Origin of the sequence: Streptomyces sp. NPDC087300, assembly GCF_044744425.1 — a bacterium.
Lineage (GTDB): Bacteria > Actinomycetota > Actinomycetes > Streptomycetales > Streptomycetaceae > Streptomyces.
On sequence record NZ_JBIUYI010000002.1, the window covers coordinates 1163595 to 1189527 of the forward strand.

Here is a 25933-nt window from a genome sequence, read left to right on the forward strand (position 1 = left end):
CCGTGGACATCGACATGAGTGCCCTGCGGGGTCTGGTACGGGAGAAGGAGATCTCCTTCGACCTGCTCGTCGAGGCGATCGAGTCGGCCCTCCTCATCGCCTATCACCGCACCGACGGCAGCTTCCGCCGTGCGCGCGTGAAGCTGGACCGCGAGAGCGGTCACGTGACGGTGTGGGCGACGGAGGACCCGGCGGACCTCGAAGAGGGCCAGGAGGCCAAGGAGTTCGACGACACCCCGTCCGACTTCGGCCGCATCGCCGCGACCACGGCGAAGCAGGTCATCCTGCAGCGTCTGCGCGACGCCGAGGACGACGCGACGCTCGGCGAGTACGCGGGCCGCGAGGGCGACATCGTCACCGGCGTGGTCCAGCAGGGCCGCGACCCGAAGAACGTGCTCGTGGACATCGGCAAGCTGGAGGCCATCCTGCCGGTGCAGGAGCAGGTGCCCGGCGAGGAGTACCCGCACGGCCTGCGGCTGCGTTCCTACGTCGTGCGCGTGGCCAAGGGCGTCCGCGGTCCCTCCGTGACCCTGTCGCGCACCCACCCGAACCTGGTGAAGAAGCTCTTCGCGCTGGAGGTCCCCGAGATCGCCGACGGTTCCGTCGAGATCTCGGCGATCGCCCGCGAGGCCGGTCACCGCACCAAGATCGCGGTCCGTTCGACCCGCTCGGGCCTGAACGCCAAGGGCGCCTGCATCGGCCCGATGGGCAGCCGTGTGCGCAACGTCATGGGCGAGCTCAACGGCGAGAAGATCGACATCGTCGACTGGTCCGACGACCCGGCCGAGATGGTCGCCCACGCGCTCTCCCCGGCCCGCGTCAGCAAGGTCGAGATCGTCGACCTCGGGGCCAGGTCGGCCCGGGTCACGGTGCCCGACTACCAGCTGTCGCTCGCGATCGGCAAGGAGGGGCAGAACGCCCGTCTCGCCGCGCGGCTCACCGGCTGGCGCATCGACATCAGGCCCGACACCGAGCAGCCCGCCGACCAGTAGCCGGTCGGCGGCGAAGGACCTTCGGGAAGATCGCCAGGAATAAAATCCCGGCGATCAACGCTGGGATCACGACAGTATGTGGCGAGTAGCCGTTCGATTCTTGCCCCAAAGGGGTGAGGTCGGTGCGGGGAGGTAGACTTAAGCGTGTCTGGCCGGACGCATGCCCGCGCATGCCCTGAGCGCACCTGTGTGGGGTGCCGGGAGCGAGCGGCCAAGAGCGATCTGCTGCGCATCGTGAGGAAAGAGGGCGCCTGCGTCCCCGATCCAAGCGGTACGCTGCCCGGCCGGGGTGCGTATGTACACCCCGCCCTGGTCTGTCTTGACCTGGCGGTCCGCCGCCGGGCGTTCTCCCGGGCCTTTCGAGCCCAGGGTCCGCTCGACACGGAGGCGTTGCGCCGAGCTGTCGAGACGGTTGCCCAGCAGGCAACACCGTAAGACGAGTCGCACGGAACCCCGTGCGGCCCTGGTATTCCGCGAGTTGGAAGTAGGTCGAGATTGCGATGAGCACTCGATGAGCACGCGATGAGTACGCCCATGAAGTAGCGACGGTCCGGCGTAACCCGGACCTAAAAGGAGCGAAGTGGCTAAGGTCCGGGTATACGAGCTCGCCAAGGAGTTCGGCGTAGAGAGCAAGGTCGTCATGGCCAAGCTCCAAGAACTCGGTGAATTCGTACGTTCGGCGTCCTCGACGATCGAGGCGCCGGTAGTACGCAAACTGACTGACGCATTGAACACGGGCGGTGGCAACGGCAAGTCCGCCGCCAAGCCCGGCGCGCCGCGCAAGCAGGCCGCCCCCAAGCCGCCGACGCCGTCGGCGCCCTCTCCCGCGCAGGCCGCCCGTCCGGGTCCGGCCGCGCCGAAGCCGCCGGCTCCCAAGCCCGCCGCGGCCGAGAAGCCCGCTGCCTCGCCGGTCACCCCGGGCCCGCGCCCGACGCCCGGTCCGAAGCCGCCGGCCCCCAAGCCCGCGCCGGCCTCGCCGGCTCCGGCTGCCCCGGAGTTCACCGCTCCGCCGGCCGCGCCCGCCGCCCCCGCGGCGCCGCAGGCTCCCCGTCCCGCCGCCTCCCGCCCGGGTGCGCCCAAGCCCGGTGGCCGTCCGGCCCCCGGTCAGGGTGGTCAGGGCCAGGGTGGCCAGGGTCAGGGCGGTCAGGGCCAGGGCGGTCGTGGCGACCGTCCTGAGCGCGCCCCGCGTCCCGGCGGCCAGGGTGCTCCGCGCCCCGGCGGTGCCCGTCCCGCGGGTCCGCGTCCGGGCAACAACCCCTTCACCTCTGGTGGCTCCACCGGCATGGCGCGCCCGCAGGCGCCCCGTCCGGGCGGTGCCCCGCGTCCCGGCGGCGGCCCCGGTGGCCCCGGTGGCGCCCCGCGTCCGCAGGGCGGTCAGGGCGGCCCCGGTGGCGCTCCCCGTCCGCAGGGTCAGGGCGGCGCCCGTCCGAGCCCGGGCGGCATGCCCCGTCCGCAGGGTGGCGCTCCGCGTCCCGGCGGCGGTCCTGCGGGTAACCGTCCGAACCCGGGCATGATGCCGCAGCGTCCCGCCGCGGGCCCGCGTCCCGGTGGTGGCCCCGGCGGTGGTCGTGGTCCCGGCGGCGGCGGTCGTCCCGGCGGCGGTGGCGGCGGCGGTCGTCCCGGTGGCGGCGGCTTCGCAGGCCGTCCCGGTGGCGGTGGCGGCGGTTTCGCCGGTCGTCCCGGTGGTCCCGGTGGCGGCGGCGGTGCCGGTCGTCCCGGTGGTGGCGGCGGCTTCGGCGGTCGTCCCGGCTTCGGTGGCCGTCCCGGCGGTCCCGGTGCCCGTGGTGGCACGCAGGGTGCCTTCGGTCGTCCGGGCGGTCCCGCCCGTCGTGGCCGCAAGTCGAAGCGGCAGAGGCGCCAGGAGTACGAGGCCATGCAGGCCCCGTCGGTGGGCGGCGTCATGCTGCCTCGCGGCAACGGACAGACCGTCCGCCTGTCGCGCGGTGCCTCGCTGACCGACTTCGCCGAGAAGATCAACGCCAACCCGGCTTCGCTGGTCGGCGTGATGATGAACCTCGGCGAGATGGTCACCGCCACGCAGTCCGTCTCCGACGAGACGCTGAAGCTCCTCGCGGACGAGATGAACTTCGTCCTGGAGATCGTCAGCCCGGAGGAGGAGGACCGCGAGCTCCTGGAGTCGTTCTCCATCGAGTTCGGTGAGGACGAGGGCGGCGAGGAGATGCTCGTCTCGCGTCCCCCGGTCGTCACCGTCATGGGTCACGTCGACCACGGTAAGACCCGACTTCTGGACGCGATCCGCAAGACGAACGTCGTCGCGGGCGAGGCCGGCGGTATTACGCAGCACATCGGTGCGTACCAGGTCGCCACCGAGGTCAACGGCGAAGAGCGCGCCATCACCTTCATCGACACCCCCGGTCACGAGGCGTTCACCGCCATGCGTGCCCGTGGTGCGAAGTCCACCGACATCGCGATCCTCGTGGTCGCGGCGAACGACGGTGTGATGCCGCAGACGATCGAGGCGCTGAACCACGCCAAGGCGGCCGACGTGCCGATCGTGGTCGCGGTCAACAAGATCGACGTCGAGGGTGCCGACCCGACCAAGGTGCGCGGTCAGCTCACCGAGTTCGGTCTGGTGGCCGAGGAGTACGGCGGCGACACGATGTTCGTCGACATCTCCGCGCGCCAGGGCCTCAACATCGAGCAGCTGCTCGAGGCCGTGGTCCTGACCGCGGACGCCTCGCTCGACCTGCGGGCCAACCCGGAGCAGGACGCGCAGGGTATTGCGATCGAGGCCCACCTCGACAAGGGCCGCGGCGCCGTCGCGACCGTCCTCGTCCAGCGCGGTACCCTCCGCGTCGGCGACACGATGGTCGCCGGTGACGCCTACGGCCGAGTCCGCGCGATGCTCGACGACAAGGGCGAGAACGTGGAGGAGGCGACGCCGTCGACTCCGGTCCTCGTGCTCGGTCTCACCAACGTCCCGGGCGCCGGCGACAACTTCCTGGTCGTCGACGAGGACCGTACGGCCCGTCAGATCGCCGAGAAGCGTGCCGCCCGTGAGCGCAACGCCGCGTTCGCCAAGCGCACCCGCCGGGTGTCCCTCGAGGACCTCGACCAGGTGCTCAAGGCCGGTCTGGTCCAGGACCTCAACATCATCATCAAGGGTGACGCGTCCGGTTCCGTCGAGGCCCTGGAGAGCTCGCTGCTCCAGCTCGACGTCGGCGAAGAGGTGGACATCCGCGTCCTGCACCGCGGTGTGGGTGCGGTCACCGAGTCCGACATCGACCTGGCGATGGGCTCCGACGCCATCGTCATCGGCTTCAACGTCCGTGCGGCCGGCCGTGCCGCGCAGATGGCGGAGCGCGAGGGCGTCGACGTCCGCTACTACTCGGTGATCTACCAGGCCATCGAGGAGATCGAGGCGGCCCTCAAGGGCATGCTCAAGCCGGAGTACGAGGAGGTCGAGCTCGGCACCGCGGAGATCCGCGAGGTCTTCCGCTCGTCCAAGCTCGGCAACATCGCGGGTGTGCTCATCCGCTCCGGCGAGGTCAAGCGCAACACCAAGGCCCGGCTCATCCGCGACGGCAAGGTCGTCGCGGAGGACCTCAACATCCAGGGTCTGCGCCGCTTCAAGGACGACGTCACCGAGATCCGCGAAGGCTTCGAGGGCGGTATCAACCTCGGCAACTTCAACGACATCAAGATCGACGACGTCATCGCGACGTACGAGATGCGCGAGAAGCCGCGCGCCTGATCAGCTCGCTGATCTGCGCGGTCAGTGTCGGGGCCGGTCGGCGGGAGAAATCCCGTCGATCGGCCCCGGCCGTTCCGTGTACGGTTCTGATGTTCCCGCCAAGCGGTTGGCGGGGCCTCTACCCCGTACCGGCGGGACATCCGGATACACATGTATGTGGGGACTCTGTCCTTCGATCTGCTCCTCGGCGACGTACATTCGCTGAAGGAGAAACGCTCCGTCGTCCGCCCGATCGTCGCCGAACTCCAGCGGAAGTACGCGGTGAGCGCGGCGGAAGTGGGCGGTCAGGACCTGCACCGCAGGGCCGAGATCGGTCTCGCCGCGGTTTCCGGTGACACGGGCCATCTCACGGACGTACTGGACCGGTGCGAGCGGCTTGTCGCGGGCCGCCCCGAAGTGGAGCTGCTGTCCGTCAGGCGGCGGCTGCACGGCGACGACGATTGAATGAAGCAAGACTGGCCCGGGGTCCGATCCCCGGGAATGTGGCAAAAAGGGAGACGGAGCAGTGGCCGACAACGCGCGGGCGAAAAGGCTGGCGGACCTCATCCGAGAGGTGGTTGCCCAGAAGCTGCAGCGCGGGATCAAGGACCCGCGGCTCGGTACGCATGTGACCATCACGGACACCCGGGTCACGGGTGATCTGCGAGAGGCGACCATCTTCTACACGGTCTACGGCGACGACGAGGACCGTGCGGCGGCCGCCGCGGGCCTGGAGAGCGCCAAGGGCGTGCTCCGGTCGGCGGTCGGTCAGGCGGCCGGCGTGAAGTTCACGCCGTCCCTGGCCTTCGTCGCGGACGCCCTGCCGGACAACGCGAGGGCGATCGAGGACCTGCTCGACAAGGCGCGGATGTCCGACGCCAAGGTGCGGGAGGTCTCCGCGGGCGCCGACTTCGCGGGCGACGCCGACCCGTACAAGAAGCCCGAAGACGCTGACGAAACGGACGGCGACGCCCCCGCATGAGCGACAGCAACACCACGCCGGACGGCCTTGTCATCGTCGACAAGCCGTCCGGCTTCACTTCGCACGACGTGGTGGCCAAGATGCGCGGGATCGCCAAGACCCGCCGCGTCGGACACGCGGGCACCCTCGACCCCATGGCGACGGGCGTCCTCGTGCTCGGCGTGGAGCGCGCCACCAAGCTCCTCGGTCATCTGGCGCTGACCGAGAAGGAGTACCTGGGCACCATCCGGCTCGGCCAGGACACCGTCACGGACGACGCCGAGGGCGAGATCACCTCGTCCGCCGACGCCTCCGGGATCGCCCGCGAGGCGATCGACGCGGGCATCGCCAAGCTCTCCGGCGACATCATGCAGGTGCCGTCGAAGGTCAGCGCCATCAAGATCGACGGCAAGCGGTCGTACGCGCGGGCGCGCAAGGGCGAGGACTTCGAGATCCCCGCCAGGCCCGTGAAGATCTCCGCCTTCACGGTGTACGACGTGCGCGAGGCCGTCGCCGATGACGGCACGGCCGTCCTCGACCTGGTCGTCTCGGTCGTCTGCTCGTCCGGGACGTACATCAGGGCGCTCGCCCGTGACCTCGGTGCGGACCTCGGCGTCGGCGGTCATCTGACCGCGCTGCGCCGCACCCGCGTCGGCCCGTACAAGCTGGACGCCGCCAAGACCCTCGACCAGCTCCAGGAGGAGCTGACGGTGATGCCGGTGGCCGAGGCCGCGGGCCGGGCCTTCCCGCGCTGGGACGTCGACGACAAGCGCGGACGGCTGCTGCTCAACGGCGTGCGGATCGACATGCCCGAGGAGTACGCGGGCCAGGGCGCGGTCGCCGTCTTCGACGCCGAGGGCCGCTTCCTGGTCCTCGCGGAGGAGTCGCGGGGCAAGGCCAAGAGCCTGGCCGTCTTCGCCTGAGCGGAAGCTCATCTTGGCCCGAGCGGACGCCCGAGTCCGTCGTGGAGCGGCGGGCCTTCCGGCGCGCCGCTCCACGGTCCCCCCACCCCCCACCCAAGGGTGTTTCCATCGGCCCGCTCCGATTCACCCCTTCGGGCAGGCGCTCGGAGTGAACCGAGGGAGCGGAAGGGGGCGCGTTCGCGACGCGATCTGTCCGGCTGATCACCGCCGACCTACGGTCGGAAGGACGGGGAGCGGCGGGGAGGTTCGGGCATGGGGGCACGGGGTCCGCGGGCCAGGGGTGCGGGGGACGCCCGGGGTGCGGGGGACACCGGGGGAAGCGGCGCGCGGGACGACATCGCGCTGCTCGACCGGTCCCTGGTGCGGATATGCGATCTCGCGGGCCGCCCGCGCGGCACCGGCTTCGCCGCCGACGAGCTCGGCACGGTCGTCACCAGCCACGAAGCGGTCGACGGCCTCGCCCGGGTCGTCCTGCACGGCCCCGGCGAGCGCACCTGTGTCGTACCGGCCGACGCCGTGGTGGCGCTGCCCGGCACCGATCTCGCGCTGGTCCGCACCGAAGGGCTCGGTCTGCGGCCGCTGCCCGTCACCGTGCGGGACTCCGTGCCGACCGGCGCCTACGTGCGCATCGCCGCCCGCGGCTGGCGCGAGGCACGGGTGCTCGGCACCTCCCCGGTGACGTACACGGCGACGGACCGCTTCCATCTGGTGGGCGCCGCCCTGGAGTTGGCGATCGGCACCGAGGGCGCGGACGCGCTGCGGCTCGGCGGCGGGGCGGCCGGGGGACCGGTCGTCGACGCCTCGACCGGCGCGGTGCTCGCCGTTCTCGGGACCGCGCTGCTTCCGCAGGCGCCCGCCGAGCAGGTACCGGCCGGGGAAGCGCCCTTCGCGCACCGCCCCGCGGGCTTCGCGGTGCCGCTGCGGGACGCCGCGGCCGCCGACCCCGACGGCCCGCTCGCCGAGCTCCTCGCGCGCAACGCGGCGACCGTCCCGGCGTACGGCGACGACCTCAACACGGCCGGAGCGCTGCATCTGACCGCCACCTCCCTGGGTTCCGACGGGCCGCGCGCCGCCGTGCTCGAACCGGTCGAACGGCCGGACACCACAGCTGAGTTCAACGCCTTCACCGCGACCGGGGGCCACGCGTGCGTGCTCGGTCTCGTCGGGGATCCCGGCACCGGCCGTACGACCGAGCTGGCCGCCCTCGCCGCGCGGCGGGCCAGGGGCGCCGAGCCCGCGCCCACGCTCTGGCTGCGCGGCGCCGACCTGCGGGCCGACGACACCTCCGTGGCCGACGCGGTGGCGCGCGCCCTCGACCGCGCGGGACGGATCCTCGCCGCCTCCGACGAGGCGCCCGCCGACGGGGGCCCTGGGGACGTCCCCGCGGGGCAGGTCGCCCGGGTGGCGCGGGACGCGGGGCGGCCGCTCCTGCTGCTCCTGGACGGACCCGAGGAGATGCCGCCCGTGCTCGCCCACCGCCTCGCCGGGTGGAGCGAGGGCACGGCGGCCTGGCTGCGGGAGACCGGGGCCCGCCTCGTCGTCGCCTGCCGCGCGGAGTACTGGGAGCGGGCCGGGGCGCACTTCGACGCGGCGACGCTGCACGGCCCGGACCACGGCGACGGGCTGCCCGGCTGCGTACGGCTCGGTGACCTGCCGGCGCCGCAGGCCCGCCGGGCCCGCGCGCGGTACGGCATCCCGGACGGCGCGCTCGCCGCCGCCGACGCGCGGCACCCGCTGACGCTGCGGCTGCTCTCCGAGGTACGGGCCGCGCTGCCGGACGCGCCACCGGCGGGCAGGCCGGACCGGGAGGGGATCTTCGCGGCCTATCTGGACCTGCAGTGCCTGCGCGTCGCGGTGCGCCTCGCGGCGGCGAACGGGCTGCGGGGGACGGCCGTGCGGCGCTTGGCGGCGCGGGTGTCGGGGCAGCTCCACGAGGCGGCACGGCGCTGCCTCGGCCCGGGGCAGGGCGAGCTCGACCGGGCCGCGTTCGAAGAGGTGTTCCCGTGGGGTGCGCTGCCGGGCAAGGGCTTCGACGCCTGCACGGGCTGGGCATCCGCGGTCCTCACGGAGGGCCTGCTTGTGCCCGCGGGACCGGGCTACCGCTTCGCGCACGAGGAACTCGCCGACTGGATCCAGGGGCTCCACCTCGACGTGGACAGCGCCCTCTCCTCCCTGATCCACCGCCACCGCTCCCGGACCCCGCTCCCCGATGCCCCTCGCCCGCTGCCCGTCCCGCGCCACCGCGTGGGACCCGTGATCCAGGCACTGCTGTCGCTGGGGAGGCAGCGCGGAGCGGCCGAACTTGCCTCGCGGCTCGGGGAGTTGGTGGACGCGATGGCGGAGTTCGGGGAAGCCGGCGCGGGCACGGGAGGGGACGGGGCCGCCGGGGGCGACGGGTCCTGGTGGGCCGCGCGGCTGCTCGGCGAGGTGCTGTCGCGGGTGGCGGACGCCACGCCGTACCTCGGGGTGCTCGGGGTGCTGGCCGAGCGCGGCGCGTTCGGGACCGGGTTCTGGCTGACGCTGCCGGTCGGCGAGGCCGCGCGGTTCGACCTGCTGCGGCGGCTCGTCGCACGGGACGGGCCGCCGGGGACCCCGGACCGCTGTCTGGACGCCGTCGCCGAGCTGCTCGCTGAAGACCCTGCGGGCGTACAGCCGCACCTCGCGCGGTGGTTCGCCGACGAGCGGCCGCTGGACGCCGCGCCCGAAGCCACCGTCGCCTCCGCCGCCCAGGCCCTCCTGTACACCCACCGGCACCGCGCCATCGACGACCTGGTCGAGGCCCTGGTCGCATGCGCCCACGCCCGCGCCGACGAACTGCTCGCCGCCCTCGCCGAGGAGGAGCCGTCCGCCGTCTGCCGCGCCGTGGACCGCTGGGCGCACGACGAGCGGCCCGCGCGCCGCGTCGCCGCCGTCGCCTACGGACTGCGCGCCGCGCCGCACACCGTCACCGAGGCCGACAGGGAGCTGCTCAGGTACGCGGCGTTCGCGCTGCTCGCCCGCCCGGCCGACGACACCCTGCACGGCGCGGCCCTCGCCCTCCTCGTCCGCGACCCGCACACCCGGTCGCGGCATCTGCCCCGGGCCCTGCGGCACTTCGCGGCGGGCGACCCCCAGCTGCCCGCCAGCGCGCTCGCCACGGCCATCGCCACCCACCCCGAACCGGTGCTCGCAGCGTTCCGGGCCCGGCTGCACGCGCCGGGACGCGCCGCCGACGACGTCCTGTGCAGCCTCGCCGACGTCACGACGCCCACCCTGGCGCGCCGCGTCGCCACCCTCGTGCACGACCTCCTGGAGGCCCGTCCCGAGGCGGCGGGGCCCGCCGCCTCGTACATCGACCGGCGTCTCGAACAGGGTCCCGGCGTCCGCGCCGTGCTCTTCCCGCTGGTCGCGGGGCTGCTGCACAGCCGTCCCGCGCAGGTGCGCGCCGCCCTCGCGCCCGTGCTCGCCGCGCCGGGCACCGCCGCGTCGCGGGAACTGCGGGGCGAGCTGCTCGACGTACTGCTGAGCCAGGAGCGGGACGCCGCCGTCCTGGAGAGCGTCCTGCGGTCCGTGGTCAGGGCCCTGCCCGAGTGCGGCGAGGCCCGCACGCGCGAGCGGGTGCACCGCACCGCGCTGCTCCTGGTGCGCACCCCGGAGGGCGCCGCCTGCTTCGACCGGCGCCTGGTGGAACTGGCCCGCTCCGAGCCGGGCTTCGCCGCGCTCGTCATCGGCTGGATCGGCGCCGCCCCGCAGGAGTGGGCCGCGCTCGTCGGCCCCAGCGCGCGCCGCACGCTCGGCGGCCTCGCGGGCGGCGTCCGGGTCCCCGCGTAGGCCGCGCGCTCCCCGCCCGGCGGGTAGTGACCCCCGCCACCCCCTCCGATGAGGCACCGATGCGAGCGGGAACCCGTCGGCATGGCAGTCTTAGACCTGCGCAATCGGCAATGGGAACGTACAGACGTACGTGACGTACACGGGTTCGGCGAGGAGCAAAGAAGTGCAGCGCTGGCGTGGCTTGGAGGACATCCCCCAGGACTGGGGGCGCAGCGTCGTCACCATCGGTTCCTACGACGGCGTACACCGCGGGCACCAGCTGATCATCGGCCGCGCCGTGGCGCGCGCCCGTGAGCTCGGCGTGCCCGCCGTGGTCGTCACCTTCGACCCGCACCCCAGCGAGGTCGTGCGCCCCGGCAGCCACCCGCCGCTGCTCGCCCCGCACCACCGGCGCGCTGAGCTGATGGCGGAGCTCGGCGTGGACGCGCTGCTCATCCTCCCCTTCACCACCGAGTTCTCGAAGCTGTCGCCCGCCGACTTCGTCGTGAAGGTCCTCGTCGACAAGCTGCACGCGCGCGTGGTCGTCGAGGGCCCCAACTTCCGCTTCGGGCACAAGGCCGCGGGCAACGTCGACTTCCTGACCGAGCTCGGCGCGACGTACGACTACGAGGTCGATGTCGTCGACCTGTACGTCAGCGGCGCGGCGGGCGGCGGCGAGCCGTTCTCCTCCACCCTGACCCGGCGCCTGGTCGCCGAGGGCGACGTCACGGGCGCGGCGGAGATCCTCGGCCGCCCGCACCGCGTCGAGGGCATCGTCGTGCGCGGCGCCCAGCGCGGCCGCGAGCTCGGCTTCCCCACCGCCAACGTGGAGACCCTGCCGCACACGGCGGTCCCCGCCGACGGCGTGTACGCGGGCTGGCTGCACGTCGAGGGCGAGGCGATGCCCGCGGCGATCTCGGTCGGCACGAACCCGACGTTCGACGGCACCGAGCGGACGGTCGAGGCGTACGCGATCGACCGCGTCGGGCTGGACCTGTACGGGCTGCACGTCGCCGTGGAGTTCCTGGCGTTCGTGCGGGGCATGGTGAAGTTCGACTCGATCGAGACGCTGCTGGTCGCGATGGCGGACGACGTGAAGCGGTCCCGCGAGCTGGTCGAGGCGGCTGAGGCTTAGTCCTTCGGCCGCGGGGAACCGCGCGACCAGTCCCCACCGGCCCGCAGGCTGACGCAGTCGCTACCGCGCCCCCGCCCAGTGACAAGCCACCTGCGTCTCACCCGCACCGGAAAGCACCGGCAGATCCTCCCCGCGGCAGCGGTCCGCGACGCCCGCCCGCTCCGCCTCGCCCGAGGCGAGCACCTGGCACCGCGCGTGGAACCGGCAGCCGCCCGGCACCCTGGACGGGTCCGGCGGCTCCCCGGTGAGGACCACCGGCTCACCGGGTGCCTCCGGCAGGACCGACAACAGGGCCTGGGTGTACGGGTGCTGAGGGGATGTCAGGACCTCCTCCACCGTGCCCGTCTCCACGATCCGGCCCAGATACATCACCGCCACGCGGTCCGCGATGTTCCAGGCGAGGCCCAGGTCGTGCGTCACCACCAGCGCGGACAGGCCGAGTTCGTCACGCAGACGGAGCAGCAGCGCGAGGATCTCGCCGCGTACGGACGCGTCGAGCGAGGCCACCGGCTCGTCGGCGACGATGAGTTCGGGTTCGAGGACCAGCGCGCCCGCGATGACCACGCGCTGGCGCTGGCCGCCCGACAGCTCGTGCGGATAGCGCAGGAAGAAGCGCTCCGGCGGGCGCAGGCCCGCCCGGGAGAGGGCGTCGGCGACCGCCGCCCGCTCGTCGCCCGCGTAGCCGTGGATGCGCAGCCCCTCGGCCACCGCGTCGTACACGGTGTGCCGCGGGTTGAGCGAGCCGCTGGGGTCCTGAAGGACCAATTGGACCCGCTTGCGGTACGCCTTCAGGGCGCGGCTCGAATAGTCCAGGGGCTTGCCGGCGAACGTCACCCTGCCGGTGGTCGGCGTGACCAGGCCGAGCAGCGAACGGGCCAGCGTCGTCTTGCCGCAGCCCGACTCGCCGACCAGGGCGACGATCTCGCCGCCCTTGATGTCGAGGTCGACGCCGTCCACGGCGCGGGCGGTCGGCGCGCCGCGCCTGCCGGGGAAGGCGATGTGCAGGCCGGCGGCCGACAGGAGGGGGTCGCTCGGGGTCTCGGTGGTCATGCGCGGCTCCTCGTCGCCCGTCGGAGTGCTCTGGTTCACGGTGTGCGCTCCGCCGCCGGTGCCGACGCGGGCTGCGCGGGCAGCTGGGGGCCCGCGTGGACGCAGGCCGCGCGGTGCTGCGGGCCCGCGTCCCGCAGGGCCTGGTCCTCGGTGGTGCAGGAGTCGAGCGCGACCGGGCAGCGCGGGTGGAAGGTGCAGCCGGTGGGGAGCGCGGACGGGTCGGGCGGGTCGCCGGGCAGGCCGCGCGGCGCGAACCGCGAGGCGATGTCGCCGATCCGCGGGAAGGCGGCCGAGAGGGCCTTTCCGTACGGATGCCGGGCGTTCTCGTAGACCTGGGCGGCCGGGCCCTCCTCGACGACGCGGCCCGCGTACATCACCGCGAGCCGGTCGCAGGTGTCGGAGAGCACCGCGAGGTCATGGCTGATCATCACCAGGCCGAGGTCCTGCTCGGCCACCAACTGCTCGATCAGGCGCAGGATCTGAGCCTGGATCATCACGTCGAGCGCGGTGGTCGGCTCGTCGGCGATGATCAGGCGCGGATCGCAGGCGAGTGCCATCGCGATCATCACGCGCTGGCGCTGGCCGCCGGACAGCTCGTGCGGATAGGCGTCGGCGCGGGCGGCCGGCAGCCCCACCTGTTCGAGCAGCTCGCCGGTCTTCCTCTTCGCGCCCGCCTGGGTTGCCTTCTTGTGCAGCAGGATCGGCTCGGCGATCTGGTCGCCGATGCGGTGCACCGCGTTCAGCGAGTGCATGGCGCCCTGGAAGACGATGGACGCGCCCGCCCAGCGCACCGCGCGGACCCGCCCCCACTTCATGGCGAGCACGTCCTCGCCGTCCAGCAGGATCTCGCCGGACACCTTCGTGCCCGCGGGAAGGAGGCGGAGCAGGGCGAGCGCCAGCGTCGACTTGCCGCAGCCGGACTCGCCCGCCACGCCGAGCTTCTGGCCCGCGCCGACGGAGAGGTTCACGCCGCGGACGGCCGCCGCGCCGTTCGCGTACGTCACTTCGAGGTTCCTGACGTCGAGGAGCCGCTGCCCGGTCACCGGCGCGCCCTCTGCGTCCTTGCTGTCCTTGCTGTCCTTGCGCACATCGTTCAACGGGAGGCCCCCAGCCTGGGGTTGAGCACGGATTCCACGGCGCGGCCGCACAGCGTGAACGCGAGCGCGACGATCGCGATGGCGAGTCCGGGCGGGGCGAGGTACCACCAGTGGCCCGCGCTGACCGCGCCCGCCTCGCGCGCGTCCTGGAGCAGGCCGCCCCACGAGACGTTCGTCGGGTCGCCGAGGCCGAGGAAGGCGAGCGTGGCCTCGGTGAGGATGGCGCCGGAGATGACGAGGGTGGTCTGCGCGAGGACGAGCGGCATGACGTTGGGCAGCACGTGCCGCGTCATGATGTGGCCGTGGCCGCCGCCGAGCGCCTGGGCCCGCTCGATGTAGGGGCGGGACTCCACGGCGAGCGTCTGCGCGCGGACCAGGCGCGCGGTCGTCGGCCAGGTGGTCACGCCGATCGCCAGGATGATCGTCCAGATCGAGCGGGACATCACGGACGCCAGGGCGATGGCGAGCACCAGCGTCGGCATCACGAGGAACCAGTCGGTGACGCGCATGATGACGGTCGCGTACCAGCCCTTGAAGTGTCCCGCCGTGATCCCCACGAGGGTGCCGATGGCGACCGACAGGACGGCCGCGAGCAGTCCCACGGAGAGCGAGATGCGCGCGCCCCACACCAGGAGCCCGAGCAGATCACGCCCGAACTGGTCGGTGCCGAGCGGGAATTCACCGCTCGGCGACTCCATCGGCTTGCCCGGCGCGTCGGTCACGTTCTGCGCGTCCGAGCCCACGAGGAGCGGCGCGAAGATCGCGGCGAGCCCGATCACGGCGAGCACGCCGAGGCCGAAGAGCCCGGCCTTGTGCGTGCGGTACTCCCGCCAGAACCGGGCGGCGGAGTGCCTGCGCCGCGTCCAGGCGAGGGACCGCGCGCTCTTGGCGGCGGGCGGCGCGGGGGCGGTCGGTGCGGATTCGGTCGTCATCGGCCCACCCGGGGATCGAGCAGCGGATAGATCACGTCGGCCAGGGTGTTCATCAGGATCACCGCGGTGGAGAAGACGAAGAACAGCCCCTGCACCAGCGGCAGATCGGGCACGCTCAGCGCCGAGTAGAAGAGCCCGCCGAGCCCCGGCCAGGAGAAGACGGTCTCGACGAGGATCGCGCCCGCCACCACAGTGCCGAGGTTGACGAACATCAGCGTGACGGTCGGCAGCATCGCGTTCGGCACGGCGTGCCGACGGCGTACGAGGTCGTCGCGCAGCCCCTTGGCCCGTGCGGTCGTCAGATAGTCGCTGCCCATCTCGTCGAGCAGCGAGGAGCGCATGACGAGCAGCGTCTGCGCGTAGCCCACGGCGACCAGCGTGATCACGGGCAGCACCATGTGGTGCGCGACGTCGAGGACGTACGCGATGCCCGTCTCGCCGCCCGACTCCAGGCCGCCGGTCGGGAACATCCCGGGAATCGGCCCGATCCCCACCGCGAAGGTGATGATCAACAGCAGGCCGAGCCAGAACGACGGCACGGAGTACAGCGTCAGCGCGAGCCCGGTGTTGAAGCGGTCGCCGAGCCCGCCGTTGCGCCAGGCCGTGCGGGTGCCCAGCCAGATGCCGATGAGCGTGTAGAGGACGTACGCCGTTCCGGTGAGCAGGAGCGTCGCGGGGAGCGCCTCCATGATCTTGTCCATCACGGGGGCGTGGAACTGGTACGAGGTGCCGAAGTCGCCGGTCAGGACGTTGCCCGTGTAGTCGAAGAACTGGGCCATGACCGACTTGTCGAGGCCGAACTCCTTGCGCATCGCGGCCAGTTGCTCGGCGGAGACGCGCTTGCCGCCGGTCATCTGCTTGACCGGGTCGCCGGGGATGAGCCGGAACAGGAAGAAGCTGGTGACGAGCACGGCGAACAGCGACACGATCGCGCCGCCGAGCTTGCCCGCCACATAGAGGAGGTAGGCGCGGGTGTCGCGGGCGCGCGGCCCGCGGGCCGACGACGGTCCGGCGGCTGCCGGATCGCCGTCGGCCCCTGGGCCCAGCGGGCCCTCGGTGTCGAGCAGTGCGGGATTGCTGTCAGCGGTCATGCGTTACTCGCGGTCCTCTGCGGTCGAACGGCGGCGCAGGGCGAACAGGACTCCGCCGCCCACGAGCACCACCGCGGCAGCGGCGATACCGATGATGACACCGGTCGAGCTGCCGTCCTTGGAGGAACTCTTCCCATCCGCGGGAACGGCCGACCACCAGCTCCAATATCCGTCCTGACCGTAGATGTTGCCCGCGGCCGTCGGCATGGTGGTGATGGACTTGATCTGGTCGGTGCGGTAGGCCTCGACGGCGTTCGGATACGCGAGGACGTTCATGTATCCCGAGTCGTACAGCCACGACTCCATCTGCTTGACGATCGCGGCGCGCTTGGCCGGGTCGTACTCGGCGAGCTGCTTGTCGTAGAGCTCGTCGTACTTCTTGTCGCAGATGAAGTTGTCGGTGGCGGCGCTCTCCTTGGCCTTCTTCGGCAGCGCGGCGCAGGTGTGGATGCCGAGCACGAAGTCCGGGTCGGGGTTGACCGACCAGCCGTCGAAGGCGAGGTCGTACTCGCCCGCGTACCAGGGCACCGAGACGTCGTCCAGGCAGTCGACCTTGAGCCCGATGCCCAGGTCGCCCCACCACTCCTTCAGATACTTGCCGACCGCCTTGTCGTTGGGGTCGGTGGCGTGGCACAGGATGCGGAAGTCCAGCGGCTTGCCGTCCTTGCCGACGCGCTTGCCGTCGCCGTTCTTCTTGTAGCCCGCCTCGTCCAGGAGGGCGGCGGCCCGCTTGGGGTCGTACTTCAGCTCCTGCTCGGCGGACGGCTTCCACGCGTAGTCGGAGAAGCGCGGCGGAATGTAGCCCGCGCCCTCGACGGCGTGCCCCTGGAAGACCTTGTCGACGAGCGCCGCGCGGTCGACCGAGAGGAACAGCGCCTGGCGGACCTTCTTGTCGAGCAGCGCCGGGTTGCCGTCACCGAACTTCTCGCCGTCCAGCGTCTTGGCGCCCGGGTTGGTGGCGAGAGCGAAGAAGCGGCGCCCAGGACCCTCGTTGACCTTGATGTTCTTCTCGTTCTTCAGCGAGGCGGCCTGCGCGGGAGTGAGCGCGGGCTGCCCGGCCACGAACGACACCTCGCCCTTCCTGAGGGCGGAGACGGCGGCGTCCTGGTCCTTGTACGTCTTGAAGACCAGCTCGTCGAACTTGGGCGCGCCGCGCCAGAAGGACTTGTTGGCCTTCAGCCGTACGTACTGGTCGACCTTGTAGTCCGTCAGGATGAACGGCCCGTTGCCGACGACGGGGAAGTCCTTGTCGTTGTTGAACTTCGAGATGTCGTCGACCTTCTCCCACACGTGCTTGGGAACGATCGGCACGTCGAGGGCGGCCATGGTCGCCTGCGGCTTCTTCAGCTCGATGACCAGCTTGGTCGGGCTGGGCGCGGTGACCTTCTTGAAGTTGGTGACGAAGTTGGAGTTCGAGGTGGCGGTGCCCTCCTTGGACATCACCTTGTTGAACGTCCACGCCGCGTCCTCGGCGGTCGCCTGCTTGCCGTCCGACCACTTGGAGTCGCCCCGAATGGTGTACGTCCAGGTCAGCTTGTCGGCGGAGGGCTTCCACGCGGTGGCGAAGCCGGGGATCGCCTTGTTGTCCTTGGCGTCGTAGTTCGTCAGGTACTCGTACGTCAGGCGGTGGATGCTGGTGCTGAGCAGCCGCTGGGCGAGGAAGGGACTGAGCGAGTCGACGCTCTGCGCCACGGCGACGGTCAGCACCTTCTTGCCGCCGTCGGCCTTCGCCTCGGCCTGCTGCGGCGCCGGGTTGAGCGGAGTGGCGAGACCGGCCGTCAGAGTGAACGCGGCGGCGCCACCGGCCAGCACGAGCCTCAGGCGGCCGCGGGGACGGGTCGGTACTGCTGTCTTCGGTACTACTGCTCTGCCGTGCTGATCTTGTGTGTCCATGGGTCGGTGACCTCGCGTCATCGCTCGCGCAGGGATGGCTGGTTGCACGTTGTGTGATCAAGGGACGTCAGCTGGTTGATGTGAGTGTCTACCAGCGCCAGTCTGCGCGCGTCAACGGCAGGTGAACCCCATGTGGCCTGCGGAAATAACGAGTTGACCGGGATTTCATCCGCATTGGTCAAGACCTTTGACGCGTGGCTGGTGAGGGGGTGGCGGTGGCGACGGCAGCGCTGTGGGCAGGCGTTCCGCGGCCCCGGTGCGGGCTGCGGCGAAGAGGGGGTGGAACGCGGATGGGCCCGCACCGATTACGGTGCGGGCCCATTGGTGAGCTGACGTGCGGTTACTGCTGCGGGGGCTGCGGCTGTGCCAGTGCCTGGTTCTGCGCGTCCGGGGGCAGGGGGGCGGGCTGGCCGGGCTGGAAGGGGGTGCCGGGCTGGACGGGCTGCTGGGGCGGCTGCGGCTGACCGGGATACTGGGGCTGGCCCGGGTGCTGGGGCTGCTGCTGTTGCTGAGGCACTTGTCCAGGCACCTGTCCGGGCGCCGGCATCTGACCCGCCCCGGACTGGGCCTGGGAGGGCCCGGTCGGCTGCCACGCCTGAGCTCCGCCGGGCTGCCCCGGGTACCCGTATCCGTACTGGCCGGGCTGGCCGGGCTGCGCGGGCTGGCCCGGGTAGGGGGCTTGGGGCTGGGGCTGGGGCTGGGGCGGCTGGGCCTGCGGGTGTCCGGGGTGCGGCGGTTGCGGCTGGGCCTGCGGCTGCGGCTGCGCGTACGGCTGAGGCTGCTGCCCCTGCCCAGGCACCTGTCCCTGCCCCGGATACGGCGCCTGGCCGGGCTGCGGAACCTGCCCGCCGTACGGCTGAGGCTGCTGCTGCCCCGGCATCGGCGGAGCCATGTGCGGCGGCGGATTCCCGTCCGACGTCCACAGCCCCTGCTGCTGCTGGGCCCGCACGAAGTCCTCGGCGACCATCGCGGAGAGGTTGAAGTACGCCTCCCGCACCTTCGGCCGCATCATGTCGAGGTCGACCTCGGCACCGGCGGCGAGGTGCTCGTCGAAGGGGATGACGACGACGCCGCGGCAGCGCGTCTCGAAGTGCGACACGATGTCGTCGACCTTGATCATCTTGCCGGTCTCGCGGACACCGGAGATGACGGTGAGGGAGCGCGAGACCAGGTCGGCGTACCCGTGCGCGGAGAGCCAGTCCAGCGTGGTCGACGCGCTGCTCGCGCCGTCCACGGACGGGGTCGAGATGATGATCAGCTGGTCGGCGAGGTCGAGGACCCCGCGCATGGCGCTGTACAGGAGTCCCGTACCGGAGTCGGTCAGGATGATCGGGTACTGCTTGCCGAGTACGTCGATCGCGCGCCGGTAGTCCTCGTCGTTGAAGGTCGTCGAGACGGCCGGGTCGACGTCGTTGGCGATGATCTCGAGCCCGGAGGCCGCCTGCGAGGTGAAGCGGCGGATGTCCATGTACGAGTTGAGGTACGGGATGGCCTGTACGAGGTCCCGGATGGTGGCCCCGGTCTCGCGGCGCACGCGGCGCCCGAGCGTACCGGCGTCGGGGTTGGCGTCGATCGCGAGGATCTTGTCCTGCCGCTCGGTGGCGAGCGTGGAGCCGAGCGCGGTGGTGGTCGTGGTCTTGCCGACGCCGCCCTTGAGGCTGATGACGGCGATGCGGTAGCAGGAGAGCACCGGGGTCCGGATCAGCTCCAACTTCCGCTGCCGCTCGGCCTCTTCCTTCTTGCCGCCGAGCTTGAACCGCGAACCGCCACCCACGGGCCGGCTGCTCTTGGCCTTCGGCTTGGTGTTGCGGAGGAGCCGGTCGGAGGAGAGCTCGACGGCGGCGGTGTAGCCGAGCGGGGCACCCGGGTTGGTCCGCTCACGCTGATCGTGCTGGACGGCCTGCGGCCAGGCGGCGCCGGTGCGGGGGTCGATGGGGGGCTGGCCCTGTCCCATCTGACCGGGCTGCTCCGGCTGTTGGGTGGGTGCGGGTGCGGGTGCGGGTGCGGGGGCCGGGGCTTGAGGCTGGGGGTGGTGCTGGACCGGCGGCTGGGGCTGAATCGGCTGTTGCTGCTGCGGCTGCGGCTGGACGGGAGGCTGCGGGAACCCGTAACTGCCTGCCTGCGGGGGCGAGTTGGGGTCGACCGGGGCGGGCTGCCCCGGCTGCGGGAATCCGTAGCCGGCGGGAGGGCCGGCCTGAGGGGTGCCCTGCGAACCGGCCTGCGGGAATCCGTAGCTGCCGGGCTGGGGCTGAGCAGGCTGAGGCTGGGCCTGCTGCGGCTGCGGTTGCGGTTGCTGGGGTGCGACGGGCGGCTGGGCCTGGACCGGCGGCTGCATCGGGGCCGGTGCGGGTGCGGGAGCTGGTGCCGGAGCAGGGGCGGGCGCGGGGGTGGGCGTGGGTGCCTGCGCCTGCACGGGCTGCTCGGGCTGCACCGGCTGCGTGGGCGCGGGCCACTGCGGCGCGGACGTCGGAGCGGCGGGCTGATAGGCGGGCGGCAACGGCGGAAGCCCGGCCTGCGGCGTGGGCGGCGGAGTCCAGGCGGGCGGCACGGAGTCCTGCACGTCGTCGACGGGGGCGGGTTGCTCGGGAGCGGAGTCCTCGGACTGGGCGACGGCGTCGCGTACGACGTCGGTGTCGCTGTCGACGTCACTGTCCACGTCGGCCGTCACGGAATCGGGGCCAACGTCCGCGCTGTCCTCATCCTCCGGAGCGACGTCGAGGGAAACCGGCGCATCGTCATCGGCGCCTGCGCTTACGCCTGAGTCGGTGTCTGCGTCAGCCGCGGCCTCGGCGGCCACGGCGTCCACGGCCGACTCGGAACCGTCATCCTCATCCTCATCACGATCACGGTCCGCGGCATCGCCCGAGAGCCCGTCGGGGGAGTCGGAGACGTCGGACGCGAGGGCGCCGTCCTCGTCACCGCCACCGACCTCGGACGAACCGGAATCGGGCCCCACGACGGAATCGGGTTCCACGACGGAATCCGGTTCCACGACGGGAGCGGGCTCCACTACCGGGACCGGAACGGGGACCGGAGCCGGAACGGGGGCCGGAACCGGCGGGGCGACCGGCGGCATGGCCGGAACCGGAGGAACCGGAGAAACGGCCGCGGACTCAGCCGGGGCCTCAGCCGCCCCCCGCTCCTCCATCTCCCGCTTCAACGCACGAGCGGAGAACCGCATGGTGGCACCACTCTCAAGATCGCCACCCGCCAGGCTCTCGGCGACGGGAGCGGGAGGGGCAGCACCAGCCGCGGCCTCGTCACTCTTACCCGCACCGTCGGCGCCTGCGAGTCCCTCCTGCCCGGCCTGGCCGGCATGTCCGGCCTGCCCGGCGTCCTTGGCCGAGGCGAGAGCATCCACCTCGCTCTTCGGCACCACGCCGGTCACATGGACGGAAGCGGCGGGCCCGGCGAGGGCCCCGCTCCAGTCGGAAGCACCGTTGCCGGCCGCACCGGCCGGGCTCTCAGCAGGAGGGGAGGCGGGCAGGAACCCGTTCCCCACGGGAAGCTTGGGCAGTGCACTGGGCGCGGACGTGCCATGGGACGGCTCCTCCGAGGCCGCGCCTGAGCCCGAGGCCGAAGGCGCGTCCCCCACGGGAGATACGGGCCCGGAGGGCGGAGCGAGCGGCGAGGGCGCGGGCGCAGGCGCGACGGGCGGAACGGAAGGCGGCGTGAAGACGGGCGGAGTCAGCGGCCCCGAATTGGGAGTGACCGGCGCCCGCGGAGGCGAGAACGGTGCCCCCGGAGCAACCGAAGGCGCGGCGAAGGCCGAGGGCCCCGAATCCGACGCGGGCGGAGTGGAAGCGGCCGGAGTCGGCGCGGACGGAACCGGCGCGGACGGAGCTGAAGCGGGCGGAGCCGAGACGGGCGGAGTCGAGACGGGCGGAGCTGACGGAGTCTCCCCCGCACTGCCGGACGCGTTCTGCGTGTACCAGGCGGGCGGGGCGTAGTCGATGGTGAACTCGCCCGTCGTCTCGGAGGCGGACTCCGCGTCGGACTGATCATCGACGGGTGAGTCCCAGCCCCCGCGGATCTCGTCCCGATCGCTGTTCACAATGCCTCCTGATGTGGTCGAGCACCCTCGTGCCGTGGTGGGGGGCGACCGTTCCTGTCGTCCGATCCGCCTGGCTCTCCCCGTAGAGGGACGCGCACGAACCGCTCAAGGGTTCTGGCGTCGCGCCCAGTCCCAGCCTAATCACCAAAACCACGAGCACGGCAGGGCAGTCCACCCCACCAATGCTGTCCATTACGTCACGCCCCACCCGGGAGCGATCCGCGTACATCAATCCGCGACGGACAAATACCCCAACGCCCGACACTCCGCCCTGAATTCACCCGATGTCCGGGCCCTCAATCCATCCGCCGAGCGGCACCCAACAATCCGGTCTCGGCATCGGTGGCCTGCGTCATCACGTACTGCCGGTCCCGGTCGGCGCACCACAACGTCACCCCGTCGGCGAGCGTCGGCAGCGAATCAACGTCCCCACCGGGCAACCCGAGCGACCGCCCGATCTGCACCGCCTCGTCCGGCGACACCCGTTGCACCCCCACGAGCCGCGCCTGCCGCATCAGCCGGGGCGCGACGGGACTCAGATAGGGCAGCACGGTCAGCACGGACTGCCACGGCCCGGCGACGACCCGCCCCCGAGGCGGCCGCATCCCGCAGTCCCGCACGACGAGCACGGGACTCCCGGCCGAAGCCCCCTGCGGCGGCACCCGCCCCACGTCATGCACGGCCATCCCACTCTGCCCGACCCCAAGCGCCTGCACGAGCTGCCCCCAGGCCCCGGCCCGCCCGGTCTCGACAGCCACCCGAGCCCCGGTAGCGGCGGCCCGCAACGCGATCACCTGCGCCGTCCACAACCCGCCGATGAACACCATGTCGTACGGAGTGGGGCGATTGACGCCAAGGGTCGCGGGTTCGCCCTGCGCGTCCACTCCGATGACGACCCCGTCGTCACCGATGGGCAACGCGAGCTCGTCCACCTGCTCGACGGACAGCGCGTGCCGTCCGTGCCGGGGCCCCGGCAGACCGAACCCACCGCGTACGACGGACGTGAGGACGCCCCCGCGCCGCCCCTGCCCGTCACCGTCCGGTGCCGGGGTCGACGGCCGTGCCGGGGGAGCGGACCCCCAGGCCATCAGCGGGCACCGCCCAACGGCAGCGTCGCCAGCATCCCGGGCAACTGCTCCCGGTCGAGCCGCACGAGCCCGGTGCCGACCTGTCGGGCGCCGCTCTCCAACGCCTGTCGAGCAGCAGCGAGTTCGGCGTCACTGCGCCCGGTCACGCGCACGTGCCCGCGGAGCGACACCTCCTGCTTCTCACCCCGGCCGAGCGTGAGGCTGAACGTCGTGGCAAGGGCGGGGACCGCGGTGAGAAGAGCGACGAGCTGAGGCAGGGAAGGCCCACCCGAACCGCCCAACTGGGGCCAGCGCCGCACCCAGTAGGTGGTGTGCCGCCGGTTGTCGCAGCGCCACGCGCGCGGGGACTCCTCGGTCCGCCGCTCCGACAGCTCGGTACGCCCCGCCTGCGCGGTGACCAGGGGATTGACGCAGGCAGAGGTGGCGAGCGCGGCGGCCACCTGGTGCGGGCGGCGTCTTCCTCGCCACGGACACGGGTCTGAGGTACGCGATGCGGTCCAACGCGGCCCGCCCGGCCAAGGGCACAGGCTTCGTGGGACTGGCTCCCGAGGCGGCGATCATCCCGATCAAGCAGAACGACGCGGACGGCAACGGCACCGCCAAGACGCTCGCGCGGGCTATCGACTACGCGGTCGACGCAGGAGCGGGCGTCATCAACATCTCGCAGGACACCGCCAACGCGGCGGAGCCCGCCCCCGAACTGAAACGGGCGGTGGACAGAGCGCTCGCCGCGAGGCGGGTGATCGTCGCCTCCGCAGGCAACGACGGCCTGGGCGGCAACGTCAAGAAGACCTACCCCGCCTCCTACGAAGGGGCCCTGGCGGTAGTGGCCTCGGACCGCAACAACGAACGCGCCGCCTTCTCCCAGTCAGGCGACTTCGTCGACGTGGCGGCTCCGGGCGTCGACATGGTCTCGACGGTCCCCGGCGACGGTCACTGTGCCGACAGCGGCACCAGCTTCGCGGCCCCCTACGTCGCTGGCCTGGCGGCCCTCATCAAGTCCAAGCACCCCACCTGGACGCCCCGTCAGATCACGACGCAGATCCAACAGACAGCGGAACGCTCGGTGGCGGGCCACGACCGCCTGATCGGCTGAGGAGTGGTGGACCCCATCCGCGCCTTGACGGAGGACGACCACCCCCTCGAAACCCCCACGGCCGGCGAGGGCCTCTCTCGTGCAGATGCCCCAACTCCCGCGAATCTCCACCTCGGTGAGACTGCGGAGGAGAGAACTGCTCGGCTGGCCACATATGTCGCTGTGGGGGCTTTGGTCGTGGTGGTGGGGTTGGGTGGGGTGGGGGTGGCTTGGCGGGATGCGCGGCGTCGGAGGCCGGAGAATAGGCGGTAGGGGGCTCTCAGTGAGCACCTGGCGCGCGGTCTGCTTCGGTTCGGCCGGACGCCGGGTTCAACCTTCACGAACTTGAGTTGACTAGGCGAGGCAGCATACCGGGCAGTTCTTGCCGCTCTTTGCGCTTTCCTGCTATATATGCATGGGTGGCTAGCTGGTATGCGAAGTCGGTGAGGGCTTGACGGAGCTCTTCGCCTTTTGCTCGGCTCTTCCCGATCACCGTTGTATCGAAAATTAGTGCATAGCTCTGCGTTGCGTCTTTTGTATCTCTCCCGGGTGACGTGCAGGGGACCTGCTTCTTATATGCCTAGTTCTGTGATTCCTCGGATGCTAGGGCGTGCCGCTGTTTGAGTCCGTAATGTCCGCCCAGAACTGCAACGTCCCCTTGGCGCCCATACTTTCTGCGAACTTTTCAGAGAAAAGATCATCATTCCGATATTTTCGGATCTGGTGATTGAGCTTCTTCAGTTGCTCCGGGCTGATATCCCGCCCACGCTTTGCGAGCGCGGCAGAGGCTTTACCGGCCTTGACGGCATCGGCGGCTGAGTCCCGATCGCTGTAACTGGCGTCGGAAAATCCATACTTGGCCTGGTCCACGATCAGCCGGAGGGCCTCCGCTGCGGTCTTGTCGCTCTCGGTGGCCTTGTTGAGGATGCGCTGGACCTCGTCGCGAACGGTGTCAACATCTCGCTGGCTGGGTTGCTCTGCAGTTGCGAGGACCGGGTGGACACGTGGGCTGACAGTGAAGGACCCACCTCCCGTATCGGTCACCGCGAGGTCCTTCTTCAGGCCGTTCTCGATGGCCGTGTTGATTTGGGTGCGAAAGTCGGTCAACTCGTTGCGCGTATCGCTGAGGATCTTGACGGTGGTGTTGGCCTGTGTGTGAGCATCGCTGAACTCCCCAGCCGTCTTTGCGATGAACTCACGGGACACAGCGGCGTTGACGCCGGCCCAATCGGCCCTGTTCGCCTTTGCCCGCAGGTCACGCTCGGCGACCTCCTTCAGGTGGCTGAGGCGATTGACCATTTGTTGCCAGTCGGTGATGGCCTCACCGAGCTTGGCAAAATTCCCATATCGCAGTGCGTCGAGGTCCATCAGTTAGTCTTCTTGGGTTCTTTCCTAGGAGAGCTACTCGACTCATCGAACCCCTTGTCCAGAGTGGAGATGCTGCTGATGATTCCTGAGATGTGAACCTCATCGCCTTCGTGTGTGCGCTTGGTGAAATCGAGGTGGTTGGAAATATGGGCGCATGCGTCCAGGAGCGACTGCACCTGGTCCACCCAGCGTTCGGCCACGTGGTCGAGAGCCCTCCCCAGGGCGAAGCCATCGCTCTTGAGGCCCTCAGCCGCTGCCATGGAACTGATGCGGGCGTGGCCGCTGAAGCGATCTAGGTCGTGGCGCAGCCGAAAGGCAGAATCACCAATCGCGGCAAGATCCTTCTGTGTGACTCGGAGGTCCCCTCCGCCGTCGTTGCCTCCGCCGCCATTCGGGGTTGCTGCAGTGTTCAGCTGCATCGCGGCAGAGCGCTTCCCGCTCGCCTCCGCCTTGAGCTGTTCCCACTCTTCCCAGGCCACGACTAAGCTCCCTTCCCCCGTGCGCTCGGTCACTTCGGCCGGATGATTGCGTTCCGGCTCAACCTAACAACGCGCCCATCTGCGAACGGTGTTGTTGTCGGAAAGTTCGACCGAGTTGGCCGGTGGATACCTCTCTTCGAGACTTGTTGTGGCTTGTGGACGGTTTTGGGTGCCGCAGGAGCGGTTCCAGGTCGCTCGTTGCCAACTCCGCGTGCAGGCTACTCAGTTGGACGCCACACGGAGTGTGACTAGAGTGACACGGGCGCGCTAAGTGACCACCAGCCGCCGCCGCGAGCGGGGCGGGCAGGCAAC

The 25933-nt window shown here is 71.3% G+C and carries 17 protein-coding genes and 2 pseudogenes; 9 read left to right on the forward strand and 10 right to left on the reverse strand.

The genetic code is table 11. From position 1 onward, the window contains the following. Window positions 1–2 precede the first annotated feature (2 nt). The 8 genes from nusA (at window position 3) to ACIO9J_RS10810 (ending at window position 11494) form a co-directional block, all read left to right on the forward strand. Window positions 3–992 (forward strand): transcription termination factor NusA, encoded by a 990-nt coding sequence (gene nusA / locus ACIO9J_RS10775; protein WP_401995719.1) that lies wholly within the window; start codon window positions 3–5, stop codon window positions 990–992. Between the two features lie 144 nt (window positions 993–1136). Then, window positions 1137–1427 (forward strand): YlxR family protein, encoded by a 291-nt coding sequence (locus ACIO9J_RS10780; RefSeq protein ID WP_401995722.1) that lies wholly within the window; start codon window positions 1137–1139, stop codon window positions 1425–1427. Between the two features lie 145 nt (window positions 1428–1572). Next, window positions 1573–4707 (forward strand): translation initiation factor IF-2, encoded by a 3135-nt coding sequence (infB, locus tag ACIO9J_RS10785; protein ID WP_401995725.1) that lies wholly within the window; start codon window positions 1573–1575, stop codon window positions 4705–4707. Between the two features lie 150 nt (window positions 4708–4857). Beyond that, window positions 4858–5151 carry a DUF503 domain-containing protein gene (locus ACIO9J_RS10790; RefSeq protein ID WP_401995728.1) on the forward strand — a complete coding sequence of 98 codons (294 nt, stop codon included), beginning with the start codon at window positions 4858–4860 and terminating at the stop codon, window positions 5149–5151. A gap of 61 nt (window positions 5152–5212) precedes the next feature. Beyond that, a complete protein-coding gene (gene rbfA, locus ACIO9J_RS10795) occupies window positions 5213–5668 on the forward strand; it encodes a 30S ribosome-binding factor RbfA (protein WP_401995731.1) in 456 nt (151 codons plus the stop codon). After that, complete coding sequence (gene truB, locus ACIO9J_RS10800) at window positions 5665–6570, forward strand: tRNA pseudouridine(55) synthase TruB (RefSeq protein ID WP_401995734.1); 906 nt, start codon at window positions 5665–5667, stop codon at window positions 6568–6570. The genes rbfA and truB overlap by 4 nt, the downstream gene beginning before the upstream one ends. A gap of 252 nt (window positions 6571–6822) precedes the next feature. Further along, window positions 6823–10380, forward strand: coding sequence for a trypsin-like peptidase domain-containing protein (locus ACIO9J_RS10805; RefSeq protein ID WP_401995737.1), 3558 nt, complete (start codon window positions 6823–6825; stop codon window positions 10378–10380). A gap of 163 nt (window positions 10381–10543) precedes the next feature. Then, window positions 10544–11494 carry a bifunctional riboflavin kinase/FAD synthetase gene (locus ACIO9J_RS10810; RefSeq protein ID WP_401995740.1) on the forward strand — a complete coding sequence of 317 codons (951 nt, stop codon included), beginning with the start codon at window positions 10544–10546 and terminating at the stop codon, window positions 11492–11494. Window positions 11495–11554: 60 nt separating this feature from the next. Here ACIO9J_RS10810 and ACIO9J_RS10815 read toward each other — a convergent pair whose 3' ends face one another. The 8 genes and pseudogenes from ACIO9J_RS10815 to ACIO9J_RS10850 all read right to left on the reverse strand — a co-directional run. After that, a complete protein-coding gene (locus ACIO9J_RS10815; protein WP_401995743.1) occupies window positions 11555–12544 on the reverse strand; it encodes an oligopeptide/dipeptide ABC transporter ATP-binding protein in 990 nt (329 codons plus the stop codon). 35 nt (window positions 12545–12579) lie between these two features. Then, a complete protein-coding gene (locus tag ACIO9J_RS10820; protein ID WP_401995978.1) occupies window positions 12580–13632 on the reverse strand; it encodes an ABC transporter ATP-binding protein in 1053 nt (350 codons plus the stop codon). A gap of 5 nt (window positions 13633–13637) precedes the next feature. After that, a complete protein-coding gene (locus ACIO9J_RS10825) occupies window positions 13638–14573 on the reverse strand; it encodes an ABC transporter permease (protein ID WP_401995746.1) in 936 nt (311 codons plus the stop codon). Then, a complete protein-coding gene (locus tag ACIO9J_RS10830; RefSeq protein WP_401995749.1) occupies window positions 14570–15664 on the reverse strand; it encodes an ABC transporter permease in 1095 nt (364 codons plus the stop codon). Before ACIO9J_RS10830 ends, ACIO9J_RS10825 begins: the two co-directional genes overlap by 4 nt. 3 nt (window positions 15665–15667) lie before the next feature. Then, entirely contained in the window at window positions 15668–17557 is a 1890-nt protein-coding gene (locus ACIO9J_RS10835) for an ABC transporter substrate-binding protein (protein ID WP_401995752.1), read from the reverse strand. A 340-nt stretch (window positions 17558–17897) separates the two neighbouring features. Then, window positions 17898–21611 carry an SCO5717 family growth-regulating ATPase gene (locus tag ACIO9J_RS10840; RefSeq protein ID WP_401995755.1) on the reverse strand — a complete coding sequence of 1238 codons (3714 nt, stop codon included), beginning with the start codon at window positions 21609–21611 and terminating at the stop codon, window positions 17898–17900. Window positions 21612–21907: 296 nt separating this feature from the next. Then, window positions 21908–22699 carry a hypothetical protein gene (locus tag ACIO9J_RS10845; protein WP_401995758.1) on the reverse strand — a complete coding sequence of 264 codons (792 nt, stop codon included), beginning with the start codon at window positions 22697–22699 and terminating at the stop codon, window positions 21908–21910. Further along, window positions 22699–23139 (reverse strand): annotated as a pseudogene (locus ACIO9J_RS10850) (type VII secretion protein EccE); the annotation flags it as partial. The pseudogene ACIO9J_RS10850 and the gene ACIO9J_RS10845, both read right to left, overlap by 1 nt. Window positions 23140–23201: 62 nt before the next feature. On the opposite strand from ACIO9J_RS10850, the pseudogene ACIO9J_RS10855 reads away from it, so the two are divergent. Next, window positions 23202–24047 (forward strand): annotated as a pseudogene (locus tag ACIO9J_RS10855) (S8 family serine peptidase); the annotation flags it as partial. Between the two features lie 330 nt (window positions 24048–24377). On the opposite strand, the gene ACIO9J_RS10860 reads toward ACIO9J_RS10855, so the two are convergent. Beyond that, window positions 24378–25142: a hypothetical protein gene (locus ACIO9J_RS10860; protein ID WP_401995761.1), complete on the reverse strand. Its 765-nt coding sequence runs from the start codon at window positions 25140–25142 to the stop codon at window positions 24378–24380. Next, window positions 25142–25621: a hypothetical protein gene (locus ACIO9J_RS10865; RefSeq protein WP_401995764.1), complete on the reverse strand. Its 480-nt coding sequence runs from the start codon at window positions 25619–25621 to the stop codon at window positions 25142–25144. The genes ACIO9J_RS10860 and ACIO9J_RS10865 overlap by 1 nt, the downstream gene beginning before the upstream one ends. Between the last annotated feature and the right edge of the window lie 312 nt (window positions 25622–25933).